This is a genomic window from Amycolatopsis sp. La24 (genome assembly GCF_029087445.1).
Classification (GTDB): Bacteria; Actinomycetota; Actinomycetes; order Mycobacteriales; family Pseudonocardiaceae; genus Amycolatopsis; species Amycolatopsis nivea.
In genome coordinates, this window is the sequence record NZ_JARACH010000023.1 from 72,734 (window position 1) to 99,163 (window position 26,430).

A 26,430-nucleotide genomic window follows, 5' to 3' on the forward strand; every position below is an offset into this window, starting at 1 on the left:
TCCATGTCACGGTGTCGGCTGCGGGCAAATGTGGCGTGCGGCCTGGTCAGCACGGTCGTTGCGCCGCGCGGGAGCGTTCTGATCTCCGTCGTAGCGCGAGGTTCCGGGTGCGCTACTGCCCGGTCACGCCCTCCGCTGTCACTTGGTGACGTCCGTCACGAGTGACAGGGTTGCCTCAGGATGACTTCGCCAGCTGGCTGACACGCTGGAACGACACGCCGAGTACATCGCCTGCCTCCCGCTGGGAAAGTCCCAACGAGAGCAGTTCTTGTACCGCTGCACGGTTTTCGGCTGCCGCCTCTGCCTGCTTGCGCTGAGCTTCCGCGCGGAGCACCTCGGCGCGAGCTTGGTGATCCTTTACCGAGCTAGGCAGATGCACCGTGAGATGAAGGTCGTACTCGTCGCCGCGAAGGTCTTCCATGATCTCGATGAGGTCGTTCGCCATCGCTGCGACGTCCCTATAACGGAGAGCTTGGGTGGATCGGTCGATCTCACGAACTCGGATGAGCCAGAACTTTCCGTCACGGGTGACGTCTGCGTGGTAGGTCTTCATTTCTTCCACCATCCCTTCCCCAGGACGCACTCGCACTCCTTGAAGATGTCAACCGAGAAGATCTCGCCCAGCTCGTTGTGGCGCGGGATCGGCACCACCACGCCATTCAGCGTGTAGACGGTGTGATTGGCACCTTCTCGCGCCAAGATCCACTCCGCCTCCTGCCTTCTGGCCGCAGCAGCGATTTTCTTGATGACTTCACGCCTCTTCACATCGTATGTCTAGCCCGGGGTAGAGGCAAGCATCAAGGGCGGGCTAGACGATCAACTTGATCGAGTGAAGTTGTCACTGTGTTGAGAACAGGCAACCGCTGGCCGGACGATTCCCCTGTGGACAAGTCCGGCAGCTCAGCTGACCGGCGACTCCTCGCGTAGCGCCACCGCGGCGCGGACGAGTGCGGCCACCTCGGGGGAGCGGCTGTTCGGCGGCCAGCCGATCACCGTGGTGACGTCCGGGGCGTCGACGACCGGGACCGCGACGTGTTCCGGCCACTGCCAGGCCCGGCTCGACGCGGGGATTACCAGCAGTGTCCGGCCGAGCGCGACGAGCTGGGCGAGCGTCGACTGGGTGCGCACCTCCGGGCCAGGACCGTCCGGGTAGCTGCCGTCGAGGCGAGGCCAGCGGGCGATCGGCAGGTCCGGCACGTCGCTGACCTCGGCCAGGGTCAGCGTTTCCCGCGCGGCGAGCGGATGGGCGGCCGGCAGGATCGCGACCTGGCCCTCGACCTGGAGATCCTCGGTGTCGAAGCCGGCGAGGTCGTCGTACGGGCGGTGCATGATCGCCACGTCCGCCGAACCGTCGCGCAGCAGTCCGGCTTGCTCGCCGACCTCGCAGAGCAGGATCTCGACCGGCGGAGCCGCGGCCAAGAGCCGCTGCAGGAGGTCGTGCGACGCTCCGGCTTTGGTCGCCAGTACCAGCGGATGATTCCCGGCTCGACGCGTACGCCGGGCAGCGGCCGCGACGGCGGCGAGGGCCAGCCGGGATTCGCGCAACAGGACCCGGCCTGCCTCGGTCAGCGCGACGCCGCGGCGGTTGCGTTCGAGGAGCTGGACGCCGAGCCGTCGCTCCAGCTGGGCGATCGCGCGCGAGAGCGGCGGCTGAGCGATCCCGAGCCGTTCGGCGGCGCGGCCGAAGTGCAGTTCTTCGGCGACCGCGGCGAAGTAGCGGAGTTCGCGGGTCTCGAGGTCATCCACCAGCGCCAGCGTAATACCCCGCGGGTATCACAGCGGACTCACTTGATCTTGGACGCGACAGGAACCCGCGCCGACCATGGAAGGAGTGAACGACACGAAGACCGCGCTGGTCACCGGCGCGAACAAGGGAATCGGCCTCGCCATCGCGCACGGCCTCGGCTCGATCGGCTTCACCGTCGCCGTGGGTGCGCGGGACGAAAACAACCGCGAGCAGGCCGTCAAAGAGCTGCGCGGCGCGGGCATCGACGCGTTCGGGGTCGCGCTCGACGTCACCTCCGACGACAGCGTCGCCGCCGCGGCCAAGTCCATCGAACGGCTCGACGTCCTGGTCAACAACGCCGGCATCAGCGGCCCGTTCGACGGCGGTGCCCAGGATCCGACGACACTCGACCTCGACGTCCTCCGCACGGTCCTCGACACGAACGTCTTCGGCGTCGTCCGGGTCACGAACGCGATGCTGCCGCTGCTACGCCGCGCCGAGTCGCCGCGCATCGTCAACCTGTCCAGCAACATGGGTTCGCTGAAGCTGCGAACCGGACCGATCCTCGCCGCTTACGCGCCCTCGAAGACGATGCTCAACAGCATCACCGTGCAGTACGCCCGCGCGCTCGCCGACACGAACGTCATCATCAACGCCGCGTGTCCCGGTTACGTGGCAACGGATTTCAACGGCTACGCCGGAACCAGGACGCCCGAGCAGGGCGCGGCGATCGCGGTCAAACTCGCGACCTTGCCGGACGACGGGCCGCGCGGCGGATTCTTCGACGACGCGGGTGAGGTCCCCTGGTGACGCCTCAGCCGCGCAGGTCGGCGAGGACCCGTTCGCGGTCGTTGAGGTAGCGGCAGTCGCGGACCGGCAGTTCGAACGAGTTCAGCAGCTTCTCGAAGTCCGCGTACTCGTCCGGGTTGAGCTGGATGCCGGTCACCTCGAAGTGCGCGGCCAGGGTGTCGGCCAGCTCCTCCCATTCGCCGGACCACTGCAGATCGCGGTAGTGCTCGAGGTCTTCGGCAGGCATCCGGTCGGCGAGCAGGCGCAGGACGCTGTCGACGAAGTAGCTGATCCGGTTGCCCGCGCGGTCGTCGACGGTCGGGTTCGCCGGGTCTCGCGCGGCGTCCGCGTTCCGGACGACGCCGGGGCCCGGCAGCGGGTAGCTGGTGTGCACGTTCCCGTCGCCGTTGACCAGGACGACCACGCGCACGCCGTAGCGTTCGCCGACGCAGCGCCAGCGGCCGTTGTACTGCTGCCGCCGGGGTTCGCCCGGATCGTTGGCGACGTCCTTGACCACCGCGATGATCTGCTCGTCGCTCCATCCGGGCGGGAACTCGCACGTCGCCCTGCGTCCGATGCCGGAAGCGTGTCCACCGCCCACGTTCGGCTCCTCTCGTCGGCACGGAGCCTAACCCGGACTACGCCGTTCAGCCGAGTTGTGCCAGCACCAGGATTCCGACCGCCAGCAGGTCCGGACCGCGGAACAGTTGCCGCATAAGGTTTGCCGGCATCGGGCCAGCGGGGGTGTCGACGAAACCCGCGCTGCTGTAGTCGACCGGTTGCCGCGTGACGGTGCGCAACACCGACAGCACCGCCAGGGCGACGGTCACCCACGAGAGCGGCGAAAACGCGGTGCCCAAAGCCAAAAGCGCCACTGAGAGCAGAACGCACCAAACCAGGGCGACCACCGTCAGCGCGACACCGTGGGCGATCACCAGCTCCTGCGACGACGAGCCCAGCCACCGTCGCCGACCCGGATTCCGCCACAGCACGCCGAGACCGGCCCCGAAAGGAGTAAGCGCGACGTACGCGCCGATGCCGATGAGCACCGGTCCCGGCAGAGTGGGAACAGCAACATGTCCGACGGCTACCGCGAAAGCCACTAACAAAACCGCGCCCGCGTACCGGGAACGGCCGACGATTCCGACCCACGCGAGCCGGAACGCGGTGGGCGGGCGCAGCGACCACGAACCGGCGGACGCGGACTCCGGCAGCATCATCATCGGGTCGAGGAACGTCACCGCCATCGCGCGCAGGACCCGCGCGTTCCAGCCGTCCAGCAGCACCGCGCGACCGGCGCCGCTGACCGCTTCGCCGCCAAAAGCCAGCAACAGCCCGCACAACGCGAGCGCCGCGCCGACGTACTGCACCGCCATCGCGTCGAGCCTCGCCGCGGCGATGACGACGCCGGCCACCGCGAGCAGCAGCGGTCCAGCGGCTTCGAAAAGGAACGCGGTGCGCCGCGCGGTGGTGAACGCGAGGATCGTGCCGCCCGCGACGAGGGCCGCGGCGGCCCGCCACCAGTCGACCGAACTGCCGCCGACCGCCAGCATCAGCGCGGCGAGATATCCGATCACCACCACGAATCCGGTGAGCACGCCGGCCAGCCGGGTCGCCACGACGCGGCGACGGTCCACCTGCGCGAAATCCATCCAGGTCAGCTCGGCCGGTTCGGCCCAGACGAACCCGCGGCGCAACAGGCTTCGCCAGCCCACCGCGGCGCACAACGCGACCAGGCCGAGCACCGCCGAGTAGTCCACTGCGGACGGTCCAAAAAGGACTCGATGCCAGGCGTCGGTGCGGAAAAAGGCGGTGAACAGGAAGCCGACCCCGAAGATCAGCACGAACGTAGGACTGTCACCGCTGAAAATGCCACCGAACCGTTTACGGCCGGGCACACGCAACCGGGTCACCACAGTTCGAGCACGCTGTCTGCCGTGTCCAGCAACGGTTGATGATGCGTGGCAACGACAACTGCCGCCCCCGCCGCGGTGGAGCGGCCGATCAGCTTGACCAGCCATTCCTTGCCCGCGGTGTCGAGCGCGCGTTCCGGCTCGTCCAGTAACAGCACGCGATGCGGCCGCGCGGTGACGCCGAGCAGCAGCAACCGGCGACGCTGCCCGGCCGAGAAATGCCCGGCGGTGACGCGGGCGCGTTCACCGAGCCCCGCGTCCGCGAGCAGTTCGTCGTAATCGCCGAGGTCTTCGCCGAACGAGCCGGAGAGCAGTTCCAGGTGCTGCATCGGAGTCAGTTCGGCGAAGAAGTCGGAATCGTCGAAGAGCACGGAAACCTTGCGACGGAAGGAAACACTGCGTTCGTCCGGTTTGGCTCCGTCGATCAGCACCCGGCCCCGCTGCGGTTCCTGCATCCCGTACAGACACCGCATCAAGGTGGATTTCCCGACGCCGTTAGGCCCGACGAGCACGGCGCATTCGCCGGGGTCGACGGAGAAATCGAGATCCTCCAACAGCCACAGGTCACCGGCCTTCACGCCGAGCCCGCGCGCGTCCACTATCGGCGACACAGCAGCTCCACCACCGGGGCCAGCACTTCGAGATTCGGCTCGAGGACAGTGAAATAGCTGAAACCGAACCGAGCGCGATGCGCGACGAGCTGCTCGGCGATTTCCTCGACGGTGCCGACCAGGACTGTGGGCACTTCAGCCAATTCGTCCAGCGTGAGCGTGTCGCTGAGGCGCGCATGGATTTCGCGCAGCGCGCTTTCGCGATCATCAGTGATCTGGACGAATTGCACGAGCAGGTTGAATTCCGCGTCGCGGCCGGCGAGCCGCTCAGTGACAAACCGCGTGCGTTCTTCCACCGCGTCCGCCGTCGCCAGCATCAGCGGCGCACCGTCGCGCACCTTTGCCATGCCGCTGAAGGCAATCGTCGCCGCGTGTTCGGCGGCGAGCGAAAGCAACCGGTCGCCGCGGCCGCCGATCATCAACGGGGGACCGCCGGACTGCACGGGTTTCGGCGCGTATTCCGAATCCGCGTACAGCCGCGCGAGTTCCTTGATCGCGAGTTCGAGGTGATCGACTCGGGCACCCGCACTGGGAAACGGCATTCCGGCCGCTTCGAACTCCGCTTTGACATAACCGGCGCCGAGCCCGAGTTCGAGCCGTCCGGACACGAATTGGTCGGTGCCCGCGACCTCGCGCGCGAGCAGCACCGGGTTGTAGAACGGCGCGTTGAGCACGAAAGTGTTGAGCCGCACCCGTTCGGTGACCGCACCGGCCAGCACGAGCGCGGGAAACGGCGGCGCGATGCCGAGGTGGTCGGCCACGCTCAGCACGTCGTAGCCGAGTTCCTCGACCCGGCGGCATTTCACGACCCACTCGTCACGCGGGCCCGGCCGCACCAGGTTCACGCCGAACCGGAAAGTCTTCTCCCCAACAGAGGCCATGCGGCCCACGCTACCGTTTCCCGGCGACGAAGAAGGGGACGTCCGCGCCCGGTGCGAACGTCCCCTTCTCAGGCGCGGCTGTGGCGTCAGCCCAGACGCTGGGCCAGCGCGTCCAGCTCGTCGCGCAGCGAGGACGGCACCTCGCCGATCTTCGCGAACCACTCCTCGATGAGCGGCAGTTCCTCGCGCCACTCCTCGTTGCGCACCTCCAGCGCGGCCTGGATGTCCTCGACCGGCTCGGAAAGGCCCTCGAGGTCGAGGTCCTCGGCGTTCGGCACGAACCCGATCGGGGTCTCGACCGCGTTGCCCTTGCCCTCGACGCGCTCGAGCACCCACTTGAGCACGCGCGAGTTCTCGCTGAAGCCCGGCCACAGGAAGCGGCCGTCGTCGCCGCGGCGGAACCAGTTGACGTAGAAGATCTTCGGCAGCTTGTTCGCGTCGGCGTTCTTGCCCAGGTCCAGCCAGTGGTTGAAGTAGTCGCCGGCGTGGTAGCCGAGGAACGGCAGCATCGCCATCGGGTCGCGGCGCACGTTGCCGACCACGCCGACCGCAGCGGCGGTGGTCTCCGACGACATGGTCGCGCCCATGAACACACCGTGCTGCCAGTCGCGGGCCTGGTTCACCAGCGGCACCGTCGTCTTGCGCCGACCGCCGAACAGGATCGCCGAGATCGGCACGCCCTTCGGGTCGTCCCACTCCGGCGCGAGGATCGGGCACTGCGACATCGGCACGCAGTAACGCGAGTTCGGGTGGGCGGCCTTCTCCTCCGAGTCGGGCGTCCAGTCCTGGTGCTTCCACGAGGTGGCGTGCGCGGGCTTGTTCTCCATGCCCTCCCACCACACGTCGCCGTCGTCGGTGAGCGCCACGTTCGTGAAGACCGTGTTGCCCTTCTCGATCGTGCGCATGGCGTTCGGGTTCGTGTGGTTGTCGGTGCCCGGCGCGACGCCGAAGAAGCCGTACTCCGGGTTGACCGCGTACAGGCGGCCGTCCTCGCCGAAGCGCATCCACGCGATGTCGTCGCCGAGGGTCTCCGCGCGCCAACCGGGGATGGTCGGCTGCAGCATGGCGAGGTTGGTCTTGCCGCAGGCGCTCGGGAACGCCGCCGCGACGTAGTGGACCTTGTCCTCGGGCGAGATCAGCTTGAGGATCAGCATGTGCTCGGCGAGCCAGCCCTCGTCACGGGCGATGACCGAGCCGATGCGCAGCGAGTAGCACTTCTTGCCCAGCAACGAGTTGCCGCCGTAGCCAGAGCCGTAGCTCCAGATCAGCCGCTCCTCCGGGAAGTGCGAGATGTACTTGGTCTCGTTGCACGGCCAGGCGACGTCCTTCTCGCCCGGGGCCAGCGGCTTGCCGACCGAGTGCAGCGCGGGCACGAACTCGCGCTCCGAACCGTCCGGCGCGATGAACTTGTCCAGCGCGGCCTTGCCTGCCCGGGTCATCACGCGCATCGACGCGACGACGTAGGCGAAGTCGGTGATTTCGATGCCCAGCTTGGGGTTTTCGTCGCCGAGCGGGCCCATGCAGAACGGGATGACGTACATCGTGCGCCCGGCCATGCAGCCGCGGTACAGCTCCGTCATGGTGGCCTTCATCTCGGCCGGGTCGACCCAGTTGTTCGTCGGGCCCGCGTCCTTCTCTTCCTTCGAACAGATGAAGGTGCGGTTCTCGACCCGCGCGACGTCGTCGGGGTCCGAGGTGGCCCAGTAGGAGTTCGGCTTGGCGTCCAGCTTCACGAAGGTGCCGGCGTCGACCAGCTCCTGGTTGATCCGGGCGGCTTCCTCGTCAGACCCGTCGACCCACACCACGCGGTCCGGGGTGGTCAGCTCGGCGACCTCCCGGACCCAGGACAGCACGCCACTGTGCGTCGTCGGCGCGTTGTCCAGTCCGGGGATGGCGACTGCGGTCATCTCTACTCCTGACTTCCGACGACAAAAGAGCCCACACCGCGAACGACAGTGTTCTTGGTGCGGGCTTCGTTGCCGGCGACCGAATGGCTTCGCACACCGGCGGAAGACCGGTGTGCGGGTTTTGGGATTCCCCGACTGTAGCCGGATGGACGGCAGGTAACCGAGAGCTGACCTGTCGGTTCTCTCACAAGAACGATAAGGGAATCGATTCAGTTTCACCGGAACGGGCCAGCGCCGAAAATCTTTCCGCGTGGCCCGCGTCGCATTCGTGCCGGATGCCGGGAGAGGGGCTGAGCAGTTCCGATCTTGCGCGGACGCTGCCGGGCGCCGGTTCGCTGGAGCCGGGCGGATCGCGTCGGGATTTGGCGGCCCCGGAGACAGCGAAACGGGCCCGGCGCGCGGCCGGACCCGTTCGTGTGACGTCAGTTACCGAGTGCTCAGTTGGGGCTGATCCACTGCCCGGTTCCGCTGTCGATCTTCGCGACGCCGCTGAGCAGCTGGGCGCCCTCGCCGCCCCAGGCCGAGTCGCTGCCCGGGTCGGCCGCGGCCGCGTGGTTCGAGCCGCCGTCGGCCTCGGTCCACTGGCCCTGGCCGGTGTGCTCTAACGTGTGGGTGGAGCCGTCCGCGCCGACCTGCACCGCGACGTCGGCCTGGCCGTCGCCGTTGGTGTCGGTGAACGCGATCGTGCCGCCGGACTTCGTCTCGACCACGGCGGTGTCGTTGTGCCCGTCGTGGTCGGTGTCGATGGTGGCGACCCCGGCGTCGACGTTGCCGTCCGGCAGGTCGGCGTGGATGTGCCCGGTGGTCGAGGTGTCCTGCGAGTGCGTGTCGGTGCCGTCGGAGCCGGACTGGCCGTGGCCGGATTCGACCCAGCTGCCGCTCTGCTCGTCGTAAACCGCCTGGTCCACGACGTGCCCGGTCGAATCGAGCACCGCGTAGTGGTCGGCGACGCCGTCGTGGTCGGTGTCGGCGAACGCCTGCGCGGAGCCGTCGTCGTGCTCGACGACCGCGGTGTCGGAGACCCCGTCGTGGTCTGTGTCGTAGTTGACCTCGGCCTGGTACTCCTGGCCGTCGACGTGGACGGTCAAGGCCTCCGGGCCGGTCGCGTCGGTGCCGCCGCTCTCGTCGACCCACATGGGTTGGTCCCCCTTAGTACGCCGGGTCTGCCGTTTCTCGCTCGGTATGACTCACGTTAGGCCGGTTCGGTTCCCGTCCACAAGCCGATCACGTGCTCACGGCGGCAGGTTGGCCGGAAGCCCGCCGCCGGTGACGAAAACGCACCAGGTCCCGGCTTCCTCGCGGTTCAGATCCAGCCGCGTGGTCGTCGCCGGATGGGCGTTCCGGGTGACCTCGACCTCGAAGAACGCGCCGTCGCCGGGGCCGGTGGTCGGCTTGCCGAGGCGGATCCGGACGTTGTCCTCGTCGAAGCTCTGGACCGACCGGGTCGCCGGATACTCAGTGGAGGCGTGGCAGTCGACGTTCTGCAGGCCGATCGGGTCGCGCCTGTTGACCGCGTCGACGTACGCCTTGACCACGACCTCGGGCCCGCCTGCCGGGCGGTGCACCTCGACGCTGTCGTCGGTCGCGACGATGAAGACAGCGACGCCGCCACCAGCAAGAAGCACGACGGCACCCAGGCAGATCCCGATGATCAGCCCGATCCGGCGGCGCTTCTTCGGCGGTTGCGGTGGCTGCCACTGTTGCGGCGGCGGGCCGCCCCACTGCGGAGCGGGCGGCGGTGCACCCCACTGCGGTGGTTGCGGCGATCCAGGTCCGTACGTCACCCGCTGATCATGCCCGATCGCGGACCGTGCGAATGCGGGAAAGCAGAGTTTCGGCCCGGGTATGGCCCTCGGTCACGTCCTTGAGGCGTTTCGAGACGATCGCGATCTTCTTCGCCCGCTCCTGCGCGCTCATCTTGATCGTCTGGTCCACCTCCTTCAGCTCCGCTTCGATCGCCTCGATGCGGCGGCCGAGTGCCTCGTCGAGAGCGAGCGACAGTTGCTGCTCGGCCTCGATGAGCTGTTCGGCGATCAGCTGGTCGAGCGTCGAACGGGCGTCCGCGATCGCTTCGACCAGCCATTGCTTCAGATGTTGTTTGTCCGAGGCGTGTTTGCGGGTGCGGGCCATCCACCAGCCCGCGCCGAGGCCGATCACGATTGTCGCCGGGAGCACGACCGGGTTGAGGATCGCGACGCCCGCCAGCGGCAACGCGGCGATCTTCCCGGCGCCGACGCCGCCGGAAATGCCCATGAACACCAGCAGTTTGTCTTCGGCGGTCGGCGGTTTCTTGTCCGGCGGGCGCAGCACCACCGGCGGGCCGCCGGCGCGGGCGAACTGGGCGCGGATCACGTCAAGTTCCTCGGCGGAGAACAGCTCCGACAGCGCCGTGTTCGTCACCTGGTTCAGCCGCCTCGACAACTGCATCGACACCCGCTGCGACGCGGTCTGCAGCGCGATGTCGACTTCTTGCGGCAGCGCGGCCAGTTCGTCGCGTTTGGCCGCGTCGATGCGCTGGCGGAAATGCGCCTGCGCCTCGCGCATTTCGCGGCTGCTCTCGTGGCCGACCTCGACCCGCGTGCGCTGGATTTCGCCGCGCAGGCGCAGTTGCCAGCCGCGGGTGGAGGTGCGGCGCTGGGACTGCAGATCGTCGCGGCGGGCGCGGAGTTGTTCGGCTTCCGCTTCGCCCGCGGACAGGGCCCGGCTTTCGCCCTGCAGCTTCGCCTTGATCCCGGCCAGCGCGCTCGACAGCGAGCGGAGCGTGTTGGCTTCCTTGAGCATCATCGAGCGGCCGACCAGCAGTTCCTGCAGCGCCACCTGCACCGCGGCGATGCCGGACTTCTCCCGCAGCATCGCGGCGACCTGCGCGTTCGGCGCCTTCGCGGCGGTCTCGAACACGCGCGCCGACACCGGGTGGAAGACCGCGTCGGCGAAGCGCGGCGCGTGTTCGGCGAGCAGTTGCCGGTCGGCTTCCAGGATCTCGCGCCAGCCGCGGAAGGCGTCGGTTTTGGCCAGCACGAAGACCACCGTCTCGACGCGGTCCGCGACCTCGCGCAGGAACTGCAGCTCAGTGGAGGTGAACGGGGCCGACGCGTCGACCACGAACACCAGCGCGGTCGCGCCCGCGGCGGCTTCCTTGGCCAGCTCGCCGTGCAGCGAATCGAGCCCGCCGACGCCCGGGGTGTCGACCAGCGTCAGCCGTTCCAGCAGCGGGACCGGGCCGGACACCTCGACGTAGCGCGGCGGCAGCTGTCCCGGCGGCAGCTCGTGCGCGGCGGACACCCAGTCGACCAGCTGCGTCAGGTCGAACGGCACCGACGCCAGCTGACCGGGGTAGCAGGCCTGCGCGCCCCACTGCTGCGCGTGCTCGAAAACGAGGTAGGTCGCGGTGGCCACGTCAGCGTCCACAGGGGACAGTCCCGGGGTCGCGAGCAGGGCGTTGACCAGCGAACTCTTCCCGCGGTTCGTCTCTCCGACGACCACCACGGACGGTTTCTCCGACCGGGCCTTGCGCTGGTCCTCGACCCATTTGGCGGCCTGCGGATCGGCCTCGCGGACGACGCCGAGCAGCTGTTCGCGAGCGGCCTGGACCTGAGCGGGAAGCGTCGGTGCGGTCACTGCGCCCGCTTCGCGTAGACGGTGACGATCGGCGCGCGCAACAGCCGGTCCTGGTCGGCGAACCCGACGACCTCGGTCTCCGCGACCACGCCTTCCAGCTCCGGATCGTCGGTGGGCACCGCGCCGCCGGCCTCGTGGCGAGACGGGTCGAAGCGTTCGCCCTCGGCGCGCAACGCGGTGACGCCGATGTCGGCGAGCCCGTGTTCGAGCCGTTCCACGACGCCGCTGCTGCGGGCGCGGTCCAGCGCGTACAGGCACAGCTGGATGAGCGCCTGCCGGTCGGAAAGCGCGCGTTCGAGGTCACCCGGGGCAGCTACGAGGTCCACATCGGGATCCGACGCATCCGCCGCGGCGGCGGTTCCGTCCGCCTCGGCGATGATCCGCGCGAGAGCCTCCGCGCTGATCTCGCCGGTCGGCGCTTCGGCCGCGTCGGCAGGTTCCTCGTGGCCGAACCACGCCATTGAGACCCTCCCCTGGTCGTCCGGGTGATTTCACCAGTTTGCGGCAATGCGGTGCGCGGCGGGGGCGGATCACTCAGACGGGCCGAGAATCCGGGTCAGCAACTGCCGCAGCACCGCCTGCTCGTGCTCGACGTCCAGGTCGGGGTCGAGGCTCGCGCGGGAAAGCAGGGCGTCGACCAGCGCGACGACCCAGTTTCCCGCGTCGACGGGGGACAGCATGGGGGAGAACCGGCCGGTCCGGGCCCCGCGCTCGATCAAGTCCGCGAGACCGACGCGCATGCGGTCGTCGTTGCTGCGGATCAGCTCGTTGAACTCCGGATCGCGCGCGGCCTGCGCGGCCGCTTCGAGGATCAGTCGCACGACGCCGGGCAGCACGATCGCCACCGTCATCCGCTCGACGACCGCGAGCACGCCTTCCCACGGGTCGGCCATGTCCACCGCGGTGGCGAGCAGTTCCTCGTTGTCGGCGGTGTCCGCCTCGAAAATGCCGACGAAGACCGCACGCTTGCTGGGGAAGTAGTGGAACAGGCTGCCGGAGCTGATCCCGGCGGCGCGGCAAATGTCCGCGGTGGAGGTCTTTTCGAACCCGTCGCGGGCGAAGCATCCCGCTGCCGCGTCGAGAATCGCGCGTCGTTTCGCCGCGCGCTTTTCCGGATCGACGGTCCTCACCACGAGAACATCATCGCTCAGGCGGCGGTTCGTCGAGCCACGGGCGGCCGTGCGCGGTGAACGCTTCGGCCAACTGCCGCCGCGACAGGTCTGTCTTCTCCCTGGCGATTTCCCGGTCGTTTTCGCCGAGCAGCACGAGCTTGCCGTCGTCGACGAACACGGAGGTGAGGGGAGTGTCGATGCGCCGGCGCCGCTCGCGCCGTTCGAACGTGACGCGCGTGGCGGACACCGTGACGATCAGCCGGTCCCACGCCCAGAACCAGGCGAACGCGACCCCGAGCAGCAGGCCGACGACGACCGCGCCGACCAGCCGCCACGGCTGCGGCACCGAATGCAGCAGCCGGAACGGGCCTTGCACCGGGAACCACGGCAAGGACGTGATCCAGTCGGCGAGCGCCTGCACGCCCCAACCCAGCAGTGCCCCGGCGACCGGGCAGACCAGCCAGGACCCGCGGCGCACCCACGCCGGTTCGTCGACCACTGTCTCCATGAGGACTATTATTAGACCGAGTGCTCGGTTTATCAAAACAGGGTGCGCGAAACCCCTGGGGCAAGCGTTTGCGCGAGGGTCAGGCGAGTTCGTGGATCAGCGAGCGCATCGCCTGGTCGAGCGCCGGGACGTCCGCCGCCAGCTGGGACGAGACCAGCAGCTGGTGCTCAGCTGTCCGCAGCCACACCCGGCCCGCGACCGGGATCTCCAGCACGGACAGCCGGAACGGTCGCGCGCGGCGGCCCAGCTCGACCTCGGTTTCGCGGACGAGCCGGCCGATCCGTTCGCTCGCGAGGATCTGGCGGCGGTGGAAGCCGGACGAGACCGGTCGGCGGGCCGCGGCGAAGTGTTCGGCGGCGGCCGGGGCGAAGTGCTGCGCGGCGAGGTCGATCGCCGATCCGTCGCCGGGAGCAGGGCTTTTCCGGCGGGTGCGCGCGGAACCGCGTTCGCGGAGGAAGGTCAGCAGGCCGTTCCACCACGGTTCCCACTGCGCCTGCACCGCCGCGCGGTCGAGGGCGGGCGGGACGTGCACCGGCACCGCGGGTTCGACCGGCGGCAGCAGCTGGCCGTCGGCGATCGAGAGCGCGAGCACGTCCCGGAGGAACAACGCCACGTCGACGTCGTGGTCGCTCCCCCAGTTCACCCGCCACGAGGTGGTGTCCTCCAGCCGCACGACATTCAGCCTACGCGTCGCGGACGGGTTGTTTACTGTTCGCGAATCTGTTGCCAGATCAGGAAATAGGCGCGGTGCACGACGTGGGCCACGCGGCTTTGCGCCGGAGTCGCGCCGAACGACGCGAAAGACCGCCACCAGCCCGCGCGTTCCAGCGCGTGCGCCGCCAGCTCCGGCCGCGAGGCGCCGGGAAGGCCGAGCTGCGCGCCGAGGTCGGCGTTGCTGCCGACCCGAAGCACCTCTTCCGCCAGGTCTTCCGGCATCTCGACCGCGCCAGAGGCGACGAGCGTCAACGCTTCCAGCAGCCGCAGCTGATGCGCTTCCGGACGGGCCAGCAGCACCTCGATCGCGTCGTGCACGCGCTGCCGTTCGCCCGGGTCGCCGGACGCGTGCGCCAGCGCGGTCACCGACGCCAGCGCGGCCGCGGCCTTGATCCCGTCCGCGCGCGCGGCGAAGACGATCGACAGCCGGCGGCGGACCGCGTCGAGTCCGGAGATGTCGAGAAGCTTGCGGCGCAACGCTCCCGCGGTGATCTCCGGTTCCGCGCGGATCGCGTCGACCGCGCAGCGGATTCCGAAGAGATCCAGTTTCTCCAGCAGCCGCAACCGGATTCCGGTCGGGATGTCGCACTCCCAGCTGGTGAAGATGTCGGCCGCGATGAGCATGGTTTCGAGGACGTCGTCGTCGAGCGCGGCGAGCTGGCCGAGCGCTTCGGCGTCGGCGGAGGTGAACCCGCCGGACTCGGCCGATTCGGCGATCAGGCCGATCACCGGCAGCACGTCCGCGACACGCGGCTTCAGCGTCGCGGCCTGCTTCTCGGCGAGCAGCTGCGCGGCCTTCCAGACGTCTCCGCCGGAGCCTTCGACAGTTTCCGCGACGACCGTGTCCGCCTTGTTCAACACGGCGATCGCGTTGACCGGCCCGGCGTCCCGGCTCGCGGTCGCGGCGGTGAACGCGGCCAGCGCCTGCTGATCGTCCGCGCGCACGCCCTGGGTCACCACGTAAAGCACGGCCTCCGCGCCCGCGACGGCGTTGCGCGAGGTGTCGTCGAGGTCGTCGGAACCCTCGTCCTGCTCGGCCGCGCCCAGCAGCTGCTCGGTCCGCGACACCGACGCGGCGTCCAGCGAGCCGAGGCCGGGGGTGTCGATCACCGTCATGTCCTGCAGCACCGCGTTGGTGAGGTAGGCCTCGAGATGCGAGACCTCGGCGATGTCGACGCCGAGCTCGGCCGGGATCGAACCGTCCGCGGCGAAGGGAAGCACCTGCTTGCGGCCGTCGAGGAACACCACCTCGACCCGGTCGACGGTGCCGTACTGGAACCGCGTGACCAGCCGCGTGCACTCGCCGACGTCGGTGGGTGCGACCAGCCGCCCGATCAACGCGTTGACCAGCGTCGACTTGCCCGACTTGATCCGCCCGGCGACCGCGACCTGCAACGGCGCACCGAGCCTGCGCAGCACCTCGGCGAACCCGGCGGCGGTGCGCGGGGACACCTGGGACCGCAGCCGGTGGCACAGCTCCGCCACCGACGCGGACAGTGGGCCGGCGAGTCGTCCCCGTTCCGCCGCTGCCGTCACCGCCCCGGCCCCCTTCCGGCTCGTTCGCTCACCCGAGCAGGAATCGTCGCATGCCGGTCATCCTTCGGTCGCACCGAAGGTGCTACCCGGGACCGACGCGGCCGCCCGGGACGCGACCTACTGTTGAGTCGTGCGACGGCTCAGCCTCTGGATGCGTGCTCACCCGATGGTCGGGGACTCGCTGCTCGCGCTGTTCCTCGCGGCGTTCGACATCCTGGTGTTCGCCACCAACAGCCTCGACCCCGAACTGCCCGGCCCGAAGTGGTACCTCGCGATCCCGATCGACCTCGCCGTGGTCGCGCCGCTGGTCTTCCGCCGCAAACGGCCGGTCCTCGCCGCGTACATCGTGTACGTCATTTCGTACGCGCACGGCGCGCTGGACCTCGGAGTGTCCGGTCTGGCCGCGCTCGCGATCAGCCTCTACTCGGTCCAGGTCTACGTCGGACGCAAACAGGGCCTGCTCTACGGCGGCGCGTTCGTGGTGGCCATGATCGTCACCGCGATCGTCAAGCCCGAGCCGTCGATGCTGGCGCAGCTGGTGTTCAGCGCCTTCACCATCGCCTTCTGCTGGCTGCTCGGCGAATTCATGTACGCCCGCCGCGCCTACCAGCGCGAACTGGAGGCCCGGTTGCATCTGCTGGAGACCGAACGCGACCAGGCCGCGCGCATCGCGGTGGCCGAGGAGCGCGGGCGGATCGCCCGGGAACTGCACGACGTGGTGGCGCATTCGGTGAGCGTGATGGTCGTGCAGGCCGACGGCGCGGCGCTCGCCCTGAAGTCCAATCCGGAGCTGGCCGGACGCGCGCTCGGGACGATTTCCGAAACCGGCCGCGGCGCGCTCGGCGAACTGCGCCGGCTGCTCGACGTGCTGCGCAACGACCGCGGCGACGACGAACCCCGGGTGCCGCAGCCGGACGCGACCGCGCTGGGCGACCTCGCCGAGCGGATGCGCGCCGCGGGCGTCCCGGTCGACCTCGCCCTCGGCGACGGACTGGACGAACTGCCCGCCGGGGTGTCGCTCGGGATCTACCGGATCGTCCAGGAATCGCTCACCAACACGCTCAAGCACGCGGGGGCCGGGGCGAGCGCCGCGGTCCGGGTGCACCGGACCGGCGACCAGGTCGAAGTGCTCGTGCGCGACGACGGCGCGGGCCGGGCGCGGCGGCTGGAACAGGTGGGCGCGAATGGAGCGACCGGGTCGGCGACGGCGGCGACGGTTCGGCAGCCGACGCCGCGGCTGTCGGTCGCGGGCGGGAACGGGCTGATCGGGATGCGGGAGCGGGCGCACGTGTACGGCGGGACACTGGAGGTAGGCCCCGCCGCCGGCGGTGGCTGGCAGGTGCGAGCGGTGCTGCCGGTTAGGTTGAACTCGTGATCCGAGTGGTGGTCGTCGACGACCAGGAACTGATGCGCGTCGGGTTCCGGATGGTGCTGGGCGCGCAGGCCGACATCGACGTGGTCGGCGAGGCGGGCGACGGCGCGCAAGCCGTGCGGATGGCCGCCGAACTGCGGCCCGACGTCGTGCTGATGGACGTGCGGATGCCGGTGCTCGACGGCGTCGAGGCGACGAAACAGATCGTCGCGGCAGGCACCGCGCGGGTGCTCGTGATGACCACCTTCGACCTCGACGAGTACGTCTACGCCGCGCTGCAGGGCGGTGCGTCCGGCTTCCTGCTCAAGGACACCCAGCCGGACTACCTGGTGTCCGCGCTGCGTTCGGTCGCCGACGGCGACGCGGTGATGTCGCCGTCGGTCACGCGCAGGCTGCTCGACCGGTTCGTCGGCTCGGGCGGTTCGGAAATGCGCGATCCGGCCGAACTCGACGTGCTGACCGACCGCGAACGCGAAGTGCTCGTGCTGATCGCGAAAGGCATGTCGAACGTCGAAATCGCCGAAACCCTGTTCCTTTCCGAGGCTACGGTGAAAACCCACGTCGGGCGGATCCTGTCGAAGCTCGACCTGCGCGACCGCGTGCAGGCGGTCGTCCTCGCGTACGAGACCGGGCTCGCCCGGCCGGGGATCGGCTGAACCGTCCCGTTCGGACACTGTCCACACCGGACCCCGCCGCGGATTTCGCAGCGGGGTCCGCGCGTACGGGGGAAAGTTCAGGGTCGGCTCAGGGGCATCCCCCATCGCGCTCCACCCTGCGACACGATTGAGTACTACTCAGGTCGGGTAGCCGGTTCGATCCACAGGATGACGCGAAAACGGCCGCGCTGAGACAGGATGGATTCCGTTAGCACCGCCGTAGAGGGAGCAGGGGATGATCGAGGCAACAGGTCTCACCAAGCGTTACGGGAGCACGCTCGCGGTGAACAACCTGTCGTTCAGCGTGGCAGCGGGGAAAGTCACCGGATTCCTCGGCCCGAACGGCGCCGGCAAGTCCACGACCATGCGCATGATCCTCGGCCTGGACAACCCGACCGCGGGCCAGGTCCGGATCGGCGGGAAGCTCTACCGCGAGCTGAAGGACCCGCTGCGCACGGTCGGCGCGCTGCTCGACGCGAAATGGGTGCACCCCAACCGCTCCGCGCGGGCCCACCTGCAGTGGATGGCCCGGTCCAACCGGATCCCGGCCTCGCGGGTCGAGGAGGTGCTCGACACCGTCGGCCTCACCAGCGTCGCGGGCAAGCGGGCGGGCGGGTTCTCGCTCGGCATGTCGCAGCGGCTCGGCATCGCCGCCGCACTCCTCGGCGACCCGGAGGTGCTGCTGTTCGACGAGCCGGTGAACGGCCTCGACCCGGAGGGCATCCTCTGGATCCGCAAGTTCATGCAGCGCCTCGCCGCCGAGGGCCGGACCGTGTTCGTGTCGAGCCACCTGCTTTCGGAGATGGCGCTCACCGCGACCGACCTCGTGGTCATCGGCAAGGGCCAGCTGATCGCGCAGTCCACCACTGAGGAATTCGTGGCGCGGGCCGCGGAAAACACCGTGAAGGTGCGCTCGCCGCAGCTTCCGGCGCTGCGCCAGCAGCTGATCTCCGCCAGCGCACAGGTCACCGATTCCGGCGAAGCGCTCATCGTGTCCGGAATGGACAGTGCGAAGATCGGCGAGATCGCCGCTTCGGCGAACCTCGTGCTGCACGAGCTGAGCCCGCAGACCGGCTCGCTCGAACAAGCCTTCATGCAGATCACCGGCGACTCCGTCGAGTACCACACCGGGCTCGAAGCTGAGGCGCAGCAGGCCGCGGCCATCCGCTGACCACACTCTCGTTGGGAAGAGAAAACTCATGACTTTGCTCGCGGTCGAACGCATCAAGCTCTTCACCACCCGGTCGCCGTGGTGGTGCGCCCTCATCGCCGTCGCGCTCACCGTCGGCTTCGCCGGCCTCATGGCCACCGCGTTGCCGAGCGGGGAAACGATCTCGGTCGCCAACACCCAGGCCGGACACCAGTTCGGCATCGCGGTGATCATGGTGCTGGCGGCGTTGTCGGTCACCACCGAGTACCGCTTCGGCACGATCCGCACCACGTTCCAGGCGGTGCCGCACCGGGGTTCGGTGCTCGTCGCCAAGGCCACCGTCGTCGCGCTGCTGTCGCTCGTGATCGGCGAGATCGCCGCCTTCGGCGCGTGGGCGCTCGGCTACGCGATCCGCCCGTCGGACTCGGTGGCGCTGCACACCTCCGCGGACTGGATCAATGTCGCGGGAGTCGGCGTCGTGTTCGCCTTCGCCGCGGTCATCGCGGTCGCCGTCGGAACGCTGATCCGGCACAGCGCCGGCGCGCTCTCGCTGCTGCTGATCTACGTGCTGGCGGTGGAAAGCCTCGTGCAGCTGATCCCGACCATCGGCCCGAAGATCCACCAGTGGATGCCGTTCAACGTCGCGGAACGCTTCCTCGGCGGTTCGGCTTCCTCGCGCGGACCGGGCATGCCGGACGCGGTCCTGTCGCAGTGGGGCTCGCTGGCCTACTTCGCCGGGGTGGCCGTGGTGCTGCTGGCCATCGCGATCGGCGTCGCGAAGAAGCGCGACGCGTAAAGACCCACAGGGGCGTTCGGGCGAGTCAGGCGGGGGCCGGCGGAGCCGAACAAGGGGAAAAAGGGAAAAGGGGAACAAGATCCGGGTCGCCATTCGGGGGGCGGCCCGGATCTTTCCGTTTCGGTAGAGTTCGGTGCCACGAGAAGGGGGACGGCGTGCTCGAAGCGACTGGACTCACCAAGTCCTACGGCGACACCGTCGCGGTGCGGGACCTGACATTCACCGCGGAGGCCGGTCGCGTCACCGGATTCCTCGGTCCGAACGGGGCAGGCAAATCCACCACGATGCGGCTGTTGCTCGGGCTCGACGCGCCCACCGCGGGCACCGCGCACATCGAGGGCAAGCCGTACCGGCAGCTGTCCGATCCGCTGCGCACGGTCGGCGCGCTGCTCGACGCGACGTGGCGGCATCCGGGTCGTTCCGCCCGGCAGCACCTGCGCTTCCTGGCCGCGACGAACGGGCTGCCGGACCGGCGTGCCGACGAGGTGCTGGAGCTCGTCGGACTGTCCGCGGTGGCACGCAAACGCGCGGGCACCTTCTCGCTCGGCATGCTGCAACGGCTCGGCATCGCGAGCGCACTGCTCGGCGACCCGCGCGTGCTGCTGTTCGACGAACCGGTCAACGGCCTCGACCCGGAAGGCGTGCACTGGGTCCGCCAGTTGCTGCACGGGCTCGCCGCGGAAGGCCGCACGGTGTTCGTGTCGAGCCATCTGCTGCCGGAAATGGAGCAGACCGCGCAGGATCTCGTGGTGATCGGCCGCGGCCAGCTGATCTATCAGGGCACGATGGCCGATTTCGTGGAGCGCGCCGGATCGCGCGGGGTCCGGGTGCGCACGCCGCACGCCGACGCGCTGCGCACCGCGCTCACCGAAGCGCGCGCGGTTTTCACCGAGGATTCCGGTGCGTTCCTGGTGTCCGAAATGGACAGTGACGCGATCGGCGAACTCGCTTTCGCCGCGCGCGCCACGCTGCACGAGCTGAGCCCGCTGGCCGGTTCGCTCGAGCACGCCTACCTCGAATTGACCGGCCAGGCGGCCGAATTCACCAGTGGAGGTGCGCGGTGAATGTGCTGCGGGCGGAACGGATCAAGCTTTTCAGCACTCGCGCGCCGTGGTGGTGCGCGCTCATCGCGGTGGCCGCGCCGATCGCGTTCACCGCGTTGTTCCTCGGGCTTTCCGGGGCCGAAATCACCGCGGACGTGAGCAATACCCAGCTCGCCACGAGCACCGGCCGCACGGTCGCGCTGGTGCTCGCGGTGCTCGCCGCGACGGCCGACTTCAACTGGGGCACGCTGCGGCTCACCTTCCAGGCGGTGCCGACGCGGACGCCCGCGCTGCTCGCCAAGGGCGCCGTGGCGTTCGCGACGTGCGCGGCGCTGGGCCTGCTCGCCGGCGTCGGCTCGTGGGGCATGGCACATCTCGTGCGCCCGGACGCCGACCTCAGCCTGCACTCCGGAGCGGACTGGCGCATCGTGTTCGGCCAGATCCTGACCTTCGCGCTCACCGGACTGCTCGGCGTCGGCGTCGGACTGCTGCTGCGCAGTTCCGCGCTGGCGCTGGCGATCGTGCTGGTGTGGACCCAGCTGGTCGAGGGCCTGGTGCTGCTGATCCCCAAGATCGGCAGCGATCTTTACCAGTGGATGCCGTTCTACGCCGCCTCGCAGTTCGCCGGTGGCGATTTCACCAGGACGACGCTGAAACTGTCGCCGCCTTTCGGACCGGGGGGTTATCTCGCGTATTTCGCGGCGATCAGCGTGGTGTTGTTCGCCGCGGGCGTGGCGACCGCGAATCGGCGCGACGCCTGACCTGCACGTGCACATTCCCGATTGCGCGGCAGGCAATCGGATTAAATTCGCGTAAACCGGTGTGGCTTCTCTCACAGGGAGCGGACATACTGTCGGAAAGCCACGGATATTCACAGCAGAGCCCCGTCTCAGCTCTCCGGAGGTGAACCGTGACGGTGGACGTTGATCAGAATCTCGTTTCCCGCGACGCTGCGGTACCAACCCCTCGGCTCGAGCCGATGCTGGACCTCGAATGGTCCCAGGCGATCGAACTGCCCCGGTTCGCGCTGCCCGCGACCCGGCCCGCCGAACTGCGCCAGGCGTGGGTGCACCGCGCACCCGAGGACGCGGTGCTCGGGCTGTACCGGCGGGCGAGCGGAGCCGACGACGCACTGCCCGCACCGTGGTGGCTGCGCGCGGTCGCGAGCGGACGGCTCGAATCGCGCGAACTCGGCTTCCGCATCGAAGACCGGGTGGCGCAGCTGCTCGGCAAGCGGATGGGCTGGGAGTTCGTCCCGTGGGCGGCCGACGGCGAATCCGGGTACTGGGAGTTCATGCCGTCCGAACGCGGCAAGTCCGGCCATTCCATCCCGACGACCGTGCTGAACACGGACCGGCACGACGGCTGGATCGACGTCTTGCCTGCGCACTCTGCCCGCGCACCGGAGCCGGTCGCGGTCGCCGGACTCGCCGGACTGCGCTCCCGGCTCGGGGAGTTCGAAGCGGTCCGCTGACGCGCCCGTATGTTGTCCGGGTGGAAAACGAGGACCAGCCACGGCTGCGCAGCGTGGTCAGCTACGTCAAACGCGGCGGGCGGATGACCGTCGGCCAGCAGCGAGCCTGGGAAGAACACTGGCCGCGACTCGGCCGGACGGTGTCGGAACTGCCGCCCGGACCAGTCGACTTCACGGCATGGTTCGGCCGCGAAGCGCCGGTCATGCTGGAGATCGGTTCCGGCATGGGCGAGACGACATCGCAACTGGCCGCCGCCGCGCCGGAGCTGAACTACGTGGCCGCCGAGGTGTATGACCCCGGGCTCGGGCAGCTGATGCTGCGCGCGGAGAAGCTCGGAGTGACAAACCTGCGGCTCATGCACGGTGACGCGGTGGTCCTGCTGACGTCGCATGTCGCGCCCGACACGCTATCCGGCGTACGGCTGTTCTTCCCGGACCCGTGGCCGAAGAAACGCCACCACAAGCGGCGGATCGTGCAGCCGGAATTCGTGGCGCTGATCGCGTCCCGGCTGGCTCCGGGTGGGACGTTCCACATGGCGACGGACTGGGAGCACTACGCGGAGCAGATGCTGGAGGTTTGCTCGGCGGAGCCTGCGCTGCGGAACCGGTATGCCGACGAGCCTGGCGGGTGGGCCCCTCGGCCGGAATGGCGGCCGGTGACGAAGTTCGAACAACGAGCGGACCGGGAGGGGCGGGTTTCGCACGATTTGATCTTTGAGAAGCGCTGATTCGTTGGGGGCTGGCCCCGGGTTGGTCTTTCGCCTGGGTGCCGGGCGGGGCTCGGGTCGGTCTTTCAGCTGGGCGCCGGGCTGAGCTCGGCTTGGTCTTTCTACTGGGCGCGGACGGGGCTGGGCTCGGGTTGGCGAGTCTTGGCGGGGGGCTGAGGCTGGCGGGGCTGGCTGGGTCCGAAGCGCCCCAATGCCACATTGGGTGCGTCGCATGCACCCAATGTGGCGTTCGTTGCGTTGAGCGCACCCAATGCGGCATTGGGGCGGACTGCGAGGCGAAGTCGGCCGCGCGGACGGAGCTGGCGAGCATCGGCTGTGCGGTCACGCGCCCGAGAACGGCGAAGCAGCGAACCGGGCCGCGCGGGTGAAGCAGCGAAGGGCGAAGCAGCGAACCGGGCCGCGCGGGTGAAGCAGCGAAGCAAGCCCGGCGGGCAAACACCCGCAACGCCGCGAGGCTGGCGAAGCGGCGAAACGCGCCGAGTTGGTGAAGCGGCGAAACGACCCCGGCGGCGAAGCAGCGACGCACGCGACGCTGGCGAGCATCGGCTGTGCGGTCACGCGCCCGAGAACCGCGAAGCAGCGAAGCAGGCGAAGCCAGTGCAGCAGGTCAAGCAAGCCGTAGCCAGCTCACCGAGCGAAGCAACAGGAAGCGACGAAGGGCCGCCCCCGGGTTCCCATCCCCGGTGACGGCCCTTCGTTTCCTTCACCCCCGGTGCCGCCCCTCCCCCGACGAGGGGCGGCGGCCAGCTATTCGTCGGCCAGTGGCTCCGCTTGCACTCGCTTCAGCGCGGGCGTGCAGACCGACGCACCGAGCAGAGCGACCCCGATGCCCAGCACCACCGGCGCGGCGATCCACGGACTGAACACGACCGAACCCCGTTCCATGGTTGCCATGAACAACCCGAGTCCGACCGCGACGCCCACCACGCCGGCGCCGATGGTCGCCACGAGCGCGGGCAGGGCGGCTTCCATTCGCAGCGCGCGGGACAGCACTCGCACCGGCGTACCAGCCGCCATCAGGGCGCCGAACGTCCGTCGGCGGTCCATGACCGATCCCGCCGTCGCGACCGCGGCGCTGCAGCCGGCCAGGATGCCTGCTGCGATGAGGCCGATCACGGTGACCCGGCGCAGGTCACTGAGCTGCACTTGCTGTCCGTAGAGGTGCTGCTCGCGGCTGCCGATCTCCGCCCCGACCGCGTTCGGCACCAGTGCGGTTCGCACGCTCTCGCGGTTGGTCTCGGCGGTCGGCACGACCAGGGTGACCTGGCTCGGTTTGACCCCGGCCGGCACCGCGGACGGGTCGATCACGTATTCGCCGAAGTTGTTGTGCCGTTCCGGGTGATACGTGCTCAGGTTGACCGCGCCGAGCGGGGTGCCCGTGCTGTCCTCGCCGCCGTACCGCGCGACTCGCAGGTTGTTCGTGTCCAGTTGGTACGGGGCGTACAGGCCGACGCCCGGTTTGCAGTCCTGCTCGGTAATCCCCAGCCGGGTCAGCTTGGCGGCGTCGGCGCAGGTCATGACGTATGCACGCTGCATCGACTGGTAGTTCCCCTCGCCCTGCATCACGTAGACGCTGGCCACCGGGATGACGCGTTCGGACAGTCCCGCCTTCGAGAGCGTGGCGTTGGTCCGCTCGATCGCCTCAGGGGCCCGGTCCGCGGTGACGTCGACGTACAGCGCCGAGTCCACGTACTGGCGTCCGCCGCCGGCGAGGGATTCGATCGACGGCAGCAGGGTGAGCGCCATCGACCCGGTGAACACCGCGAGCACGATCCCGGCCGAGGCCCGGTAGGAACCCTTCGGGTCGTTGCGCAGCCGACGTCCGGCCAGCAGCGACGACGGCCGCCGCCAGATCCGGACGAATGTGCCGCCGACCGCCGAGGTCACCCACGGTCCGACCACCATCGCCGAGGCGACCACCAGCAGCAGACCGAACAGCACCAGGTTGCCGCTGCCGCCGCTGCGTGCGCCGAAAACGGTGTAGAAGAAGAACAATCCGGCCGCGGGCAGTGCGAGCAGCCGCCACCAGCGCAACGGCTTCACCGTGTGCCCGCCGGTCGCGAACAGCGGCGTGCGCACCACCCGGCGCAGGCCGAGCACCCCGGCGAGCACCACGAGCAGCGGGACCAGCAGCACGGCGAGCACGGTCAGTCCCACCGGCAGGGCGAAGTCCGAGGCCAGCCAGGTTCCGCCGTCCCACGGCACGAACGTGGCCAAACCGCGCAGTGCCGGGCTCAGCAGCAGGCCGAGCAAGGCCCCGACGCCCGCGGACAATCCGGTCTCGGCGGCGACCATCGCGGTCACCTGACCAGGGGTCGCACCGGCCAGGCGGATCGCGGCGAGCCGTTGTTCGCGGCGGGCGGCGGTGAGCCGGGCGGACGACGCGACGAGCACCAGGCTCGGCACGAGCAGCACGATGATGCCGACCCAGGACAACACCGTCAGCAGGCCGTCCGGATGCCCCTGCCCGGTCGGGAAGGCCGTGGCCGGGAAAGCGTCCTGGCCAGGCTGGTCCTTGTGCCCGTACGGGCGCATCTCCTGCGGGCTGTGCCCGACGAGCGCGACGAGCTGTTCCGGGTACCGCAGCGCCTCGTCGCCGAACGCGGCGACCGGTTTGCCGAAGCGGTTCCCGAGCTGGTCGGCCGGGGTGGTGTTGAGCAGTTTCCCGAGCGCGGGCGACACGATCGTCTCGCCGGGGCCGGGCAGCTGCGGGATGCCCGGGGGCAGGCGCAGCGAGCCGGCCGGGCCGGTGACCGCGATGTCGACGCGGGCGACCTGCTTGCCCTCGAAGTAGTCCTTGGACGAGTTGACCAGCAGGGCGTTCTGCTGGCCGGAGTCGTAGCGGCCGCTGCTCTGCCACAGCGCCCGCTGCTCGCGCGCCTGGGTGGCGTACGGCAGGGTCGCCAGCAGCAGGACGAGCCCGGTCGCGACGGCGACGCCGACCGCGGTGAGGATCGCCGAGGTGCGGGTCCGCCGGTCGCCGCGCAGCACCCGCAGGGCGAGCTGGAACGGGTTCATGCCGCGAGCCTCGTCGCGATCAGGCCGTCGCGGATCGCCACGGTGCGCGGCATCGATTCGGCGAGTTCCCGGTCGTGCGTCACCACGAGCACCGCGGCCCCGGACGCCTGCGCGGCGGCCAGCAGCGCGTCCATCGTCTCGCGGCCGGTGCGGGTGTCGAGGGCACCGGTCGGCTCGTCGGCGAAGATCACCTTCGGCCGGTGGGTGAGCGCGCGGGCGATCGCCACGCGCTGCGCCTCGCCGCCGGAAAGCTCTCCTGGACGGCGCGCTTCCTTGCCTGCCAAGCCGAGTTTGCCGAGCCATTCCCGTGCCGCGGCAATGGCTTCGCCACGAGTTCCGCCGGCCAGCAGCGAAGGAAGTGCGACATTCTCTTCGGCGGTCAGCTCGGACACCAGCATTCCGGACTGGAACACGAAACCGAATTCGGTGCGCCGCAGTTCGCTGCGCCGCTTTTCGCCGAACTGGTCGATCCGCTGTCCCTGCAACCAGATTTCGCCACTGTCGGCGCGCAGGATGCCCGCCAGCACGTGCAGCAGCGACGTTTTGCCGGAGCCGGACGGGCCGACGATGGCGATCGCCTCGCCCGGCTGGACGTCGATGTCGATTCCGGCCAGCGCGTGCTGCTGCCCGTAGCGCTTCACCAGCCCGCGCCCCGACAACACCGGTCCGGCGCTCCACTGTGGATTCGTCATCCGCCAGCTCTCTCCCTGTCTCCGTCATGCGTCTTCGGCTGCGACGGAAAGCAGCTTCGCGGATCCGGGCGGGTGTCCACTTCAGGCAGACGGCCGGTACCCGCGGGCCCGCCATCGGCCGATCGGCCGATGGCGACGAACCACGTGGCCAAGGTGCGCGAGGCCGCGGATCATCTACCGTCACGG

At 69.4% G+C, this 26,430-nt stretch carries 27 protein-coding genes; 9 read left to right on the forward strand and 18 right to left on the reverse strand.

What is annotated here, in order from left to right; genetic code table 11:
• Positions 1-175: 175 nt before the first annotated feature.
• The 3 genes from PUT80_RS22420 to PUT80_RS22430 form a co-directional block, all read right to left on the reverse strand.
• The gene (locus PUT80_RS22420) at positions 176-553 is read right to left on the reverse strand and encodes a hypothetical protein (protein WP_275293329.1); all 378 of its coding nucleotides are present in this window, start codon (positions 551-553) and stop codon (positions 176-178) included.
• Positions 550-765 carry a hypothetical protein gene (locus PUT80_RS22425; RefSeq protein ID WP_043831689.1) on the reverse strand — a complete coding sequence of 72 codons (216 nt, stop codon included), beginning with the start codon at positions 763-765 and terminating at the stop codon, positions 550-552. Before PUT80_RS22425 ends, PUT80_RS22420 begins: the two co-directional genes overlap by 4 nt.
• 135 nt (positions 766-900) lie before the next feature.
• The gene (locus PUT80_RS22430; protein WP_275293330.1) at positions 901-1,746 is read right to left on the reverse strand and encodes a LysR family transcriptional regulator; all 846 of its coding nucleotides are present in this window, start codon (positions 1,744-1,746) and stop codon (positions 901-903) included.
• A gap of 76 nt (positions 1,747-1,822) precedes the next feature.
• On the opposite strand from PUT80_RS22430, the gene PUT80_RS22435 reads away from it, so the two are divergent.
• On the forward strand, positions 1,823-2,536 hold the full coding sequence (locus PUT80_RS22435) for an SDR family oxidoreductase (protein WP_275293331.1): 714 nt from the start codon (positions 1,823-1,825) through the stop codon (positions 2,534-2,536).
• A gap of 4 nt (positions 2,537-2,540) precedes the next feature.
• On the opposite strand, the gene PUT80_RS22440 is transcribed toward PUT80_RS22435, so the two are convergent.
• From PUT80_RS22440 to PUT80_RS22500, 13 genes are all read right to left on the reverse strand, one after another.
• Positions 2,541-3,116, reverse strand: coding sequence for an EndoU domain-containing protein (locus PUT80_RS22440; protein WP_037809021.1), 576 nt, complete (start codon positions 3,114-3,116; stop codon positions 2,541-2,543).
• A gap of 46 nt (positions 3,117-3,162) precedes the next feature.
• Complete coding sequence (locus PUT80_RS22445) at positions 3,163-4,431, reverse strand: DUF6297 family protein (protein WP_275293332.1); 1,269 nt, start codon at positions 4,429-4,431, stop codon at positions 3,163-3,165.
• On the reverse strand, positions 4,425-5,030 hold the full coding sequence (locus PUT80_RS22450) for an ABC transporter ATP-binding protein (protein ID WP_343076896.1): 606 nt from the start codon (positions 5,028-5,030) through the stop codon (positions 4,425-4,427). The genes PUT80_RS22445 and PUT80_RS22450 overlap by 7 nt, the downstream gene beginning before the upstream one ends.
• Positions 5,027-5,920 (reverse strand): TIGR03621 family F420-dependent LLM class oxidoreductase, encoded by an 894-nt coding sequence (locus PUT80_RS22455; RefSeq protein ID WP_275293334.1) that lies wholly within the window; start codon positions 5,918-5,920, stop codon positions 5,027-5,029. Before PUT80_RS22455 ends, PUT80_RS22450 begins: the two co-directional genes overlap by 4 nt.
• A gap of 86 nt (positions 5,921-6,006) precedes the next feature.
• Positions 6,007-7,827 (reverse strand): phosphoenolpyruvate carboxykinase (GTP), encoded by a 1,821-nt coding sequence (locus tag PUT80_RS22460; protein WP_275293335.1) that lies wholly within the window; start codon positions 7,825-7,827, stop codon positions 6,007-6,009.
• Between the two features lie 437 nt (positions 7,828-8,264).
• A complete protein-coding gene (locus tag PUT80_RS22465; protein ID WP_275293336.1) occupies positions 8,265-8,963 on the reverse strand; it encodes a hypothetical protein in 699 nt (232 codons plus the stop codon).
• 96 nt (positions 8,964-9,059) lie between these two features.
• The gene (locus PUT80_RS22470) at positions 9,060-9,611 is read right to left on the reverse strand and encodes a hypothetical protein (protein ID WP_275293337.1); all 552 of its coding nucleotides are present in this window, start codon (positions 9,609-9,611) and stop codon (positions 9,060-9,062) included.
• A gap of 7 nt (positions 9,612-9,618) precedes the next feature.
• Entirely contained in the window at positions 9,619-11,445 is a 1,827-nt protein-coding gene (locus PUT80_RS22475; RefSeq protein ID WP_134664224.1) for a dynamin family protein, read from the reverse strand.
• Positions 11,442-11,906, reverse strand: coding sequence for a nucleotide exchange factor GrpE (gene grpE / locus PUT80_RS22480; RefSeq protein WP_275293338.1), 465 nt, complete (start codon positions 11,904-11,906; stop codon positions 11,442-11,444). The genes PUT80_RS22475 and grpE overlap by 4 nt, the downstream gene beginning before the upstream one ends.
• A gap of 69 nt (positions 11,907-11,975) precedes the next feature.
• On the reverse strand, positions 11,976-12,578 hold the full coding sequence (locus tag PUT80_RS22485; RefSeq protein ID WP_275293339.1) for a TetR/AcrR family transcriptional regulator: 603 nt from the start codon (positions 12,576-12,578) through the stop codon (positions 11,976-11,978).
• Between the two features lie 7 nt (positions 12,579-12,585).
• On the reverse strand, positions 12,586-13,065 hold the full coding sequence (locus PUT80_RS22490; RefSeq protein WP_275293340.1) for a hypothetical protein: 480 nt from the start codon (positions 13,063-13,065) through the stop codon (positions 12,586-12,588).
• 79 nt (positions 13,066-13,144) lie between these two features.
• A complete protein-coding gene (locus tag PUT80_RS22495) occupies positions 13,145-13,738 on the reverse strand; it encodes a hypothetical protein (RefSeq protein WP_037809029.1) in 594 nt (197 codons plus the stop codon).
• 32 nt (positions 13,739-13,770) lie between these two features.
• A complete protein-coding gene (locus tag PUT80_RS22500) occupies positions 13,771-15,315 on the reverse strand; it encodes a dynamin family protein (RefSeq protein WP_037809030.1) in 1,545 nt (514 codons plus the stop codon).
• A 166-nt stretch (positions 15,316-15,481) separates the two neighbouring features.
• Between PUT80_RS22500 and PUT80_RS22505 the strand changes: the two genes are divergently transcribed.
• The 8 genes from PUT80_RS22505 to trmB all read left to right on the forward strand — a co-directional run bounded on the left by PUT80_RS22505 (position 15,482) and on the right by trmB (position 22,534).
• Positions 15,482-16,690 carry a sensor histidine kinase gene (locus PUT80_RS22505; protein WP_275293361.1) on the forward strand — a complete coding sequence of 403 codons (1,209 nt, stop codon included), beginning with the start codon at positions 15,482-15,484 and terminating at the stop codon, positions 16,688-16,690.
• The gene (locus tag PUT80_RS22510) at positions 16,687-17,343 is read left to right on the forward strand and encodes a response regulator transcription factor (RefSeq protein ID WP_009085178.1); all 657 of its coding nucleotides are present in this window, start codon (positions 16,687-16,689) and stop codon (positions 17,341-17,343) included. The genes PUT80_RS22505 and PUT80_RS22510 overlap by 4 nt, the downstream gene beginning before the upstream one ends.
• A gap of 235 nt (positions 17,344-17,578) precedes the next feature.
• A complete protein-coding gene (locus PUT80_RS22515) occupies positions 17,579-18,514 on the forward strand; it encodes an ABC transporter ATP-binding protein (protein ID WP_037809032.1) in 936 nt (311 codons plus the stop codon).
• A 28-nt stretch (positions 18,515-18,542) separates the two neighbouring features.
• Entirely contained in the window at positions 18,543-19,289 is a 747-nt protein-coding gene (locus PUT80_RS22520) for an ABC transporter permease (RefSeq protein WP_037809034.1), read from the forward strand.
• 155 nt (positions 19,290-19,444) lie between these two features.
• A complete protein-coding gene (locus tag PUT80_RS22525) occupies positions 19,445-20,353 on the forward strand; it encodes an ATP-binding cassette domain-containing protein (protein WP_037809036.1) in 909 nt (302 codons plus the stop codon).
• Positions 20,350-21,093, forward strand: coding sequence for a hypothetical protein (locus PUT80_RS22530; RefSeq protein ID WP_275293341.1), 744 nt, complete (start codon positions 20,350-20,352; stop codon positions 21,091-21,093). Before PUT80_RS22525 ends, PUT80_RS22530 begins: the two co-directional genes overlap by 4 nt.
• A 218-nt stretch (positions 21,094-21,311) precedes the next feature.
• Positions 21,312-21,806, forward strand: coding sequence for a hypothetical protein (locus PUT80_RS22535; RefSeq protein ID WP_220507610.1), 495 nt, complete (start codon positions 21,312-21,314; stop codon positions 21,804-21,806).
• 20 nt (positions 21,807-21,826) lie between these two features.
• The gene (gene trmB / locus PUT80_RS22540) at positions 21,827-22,534 is read left to right on the forward strand and encodes a tRNA (guanosine(46)-N7)-methyltransferase TrmB (protein WP_081684824.1); all 708 of its coding nucleotides are present in this window, start codon (positions 21,827-21,829) and stop codon (positions 22,532-22,534) included.
• A gap of 747 nt (positions 22,535-23,281) precedes the next feature.
• On the opposite strand, the gene PUT80_RS22545 is transcribed toward trmB, so the two are convergent.
• Both PUT80_RS22545 and PUT80_RS22550 read right to left on the reverse strand, forming a co-directional pair.
• Positions 23,282-25,552, reverse strand: a complete 2,271-nt coding sequence (locus PUT80_RS22545; RefSeq protein WP_275293342.1) for an FtsX-like permease family protein — start codon at positions 25,550-25,552, stop codon at positions 23,282-23,284.
• Positions 25,549-26,244 carry an ABC transporter ATP-binding protein gene (locus PUT80_RS22550; protein WP_037809043.1) on the reverse strand — a complete coding sequence of 232 codons (696 nt, stop codon included), beginning with the start codon at positions 26,242-26,244 and terminating at the stop codon, positions 25,549-25,551. The genes PUT80_RS22545 and PUT80_RS22550 overlap by 4 nt, the downstream gene beginning before the upstream one ends.
• Positions 26,245-26,430 lie beyond the last annotated feature (186 nt).

What these genes read in the sequence shown, in the direction of transcription:
- PUT80_RS22420 (WP_275293329.1), bottom strand. Translation starts at nt 553, where the DNA reads ATGAAGACCTACCACGCAGACGTCACCCGTGACGGAAAGTTCTGGCTC.
- PUT80_RS22435 (WP_275293331.1), top strand. Translation starts at nt 1,823, where the DNA reads ATGGAAGGAGTGAACGACACGAAGACCGCGCTGGTCACCGGCGCGAAC.
- PUT80_RS22455 (WP_275293334.1), bottom strand. Translation starts at nt 5,920, where the DNA reads ATGGCCTCTGTTGGGGAGAAGACTTTCCGGTTCGGCGTGAACCTGGTG.
- PUT80_RS22460 (WP_275293335.1), bottom strand. Translation starts at nt 7,827, where the DNA reads ATGACCGCAGTCGCCATCCCCGGACTGGACAACGCGCCGACGACGCAC.
- PUT80_RS22465 (WP_275293336.1), bottom strand. Translation starts at nt 8,963, where the DNA reads ATGTGGGTCGACGAGAGCGGCGGCACCGACGCGACCGGCCCGGAGGCC.
- grpE (WP_275293338.1), bottom strand. Translation starts at nt 11,906, where the DNA reads ATGGCGTGGTTCGGCCACGAGGAACCTGCCGACGCGGCCGAAGCGCCG.
- PUT80_RS22490 (WP_275293340.1), bottom strand. Translation starts at nt 13,065, where the DNA reads ATGGAGACAGTGGTCGACGAACCGGCGTGGGTGCGCCGCGGGTCCTGG.
- PUT80_RS22505 (WP_275293361.1), top strand. Translation starts at nt 15,482, where the DNA reads ATGGTCGGGGACTCGCTGCTCGCGCTGTTCCTCGCGGCGTTCGACATC.
- PUT80_RS22515 (WP_037809032.1), top strand. Translation starts at nt 17,579, where the DNA reads ATGATCGAGGCAACAGGTCTCACCAAGCGTTACGGGAGCACGCTCGCG.
- PUT80_RS22520 (WP_037809034.1), top strand. Translation starts at nt 18,543, where the DNA reads ATGACTTTGCTCGCGGTCGAACGCATCAAGCTCTTCACCACCCGGTCG.
- PUT80_RS22535 (WP_220507610.1), top strand. Translation starts at nt 21,312, where the DNA reads ATGCTGGACCTCGAATGGTCCCAGGCGATCGAACTGCCCCGGTTCGCG.
- PUT80_RS22545 (WP_275293342.1), bottom strand. Translation starts at nt 25,552, where the DNA reads ATGAACCCGTTCCAGCTCGCCCTGCGGGTGCTGCGCGGCGACCGGCGG.
- PUT80_RS22550 (WP_037809043.1), bottom strand. Translation starts at nt 26,244, where the DNA reads ATGACGAATCCACAGTGGAGCGCCGGACCGGTGTTGTCGGGGCGCGGG.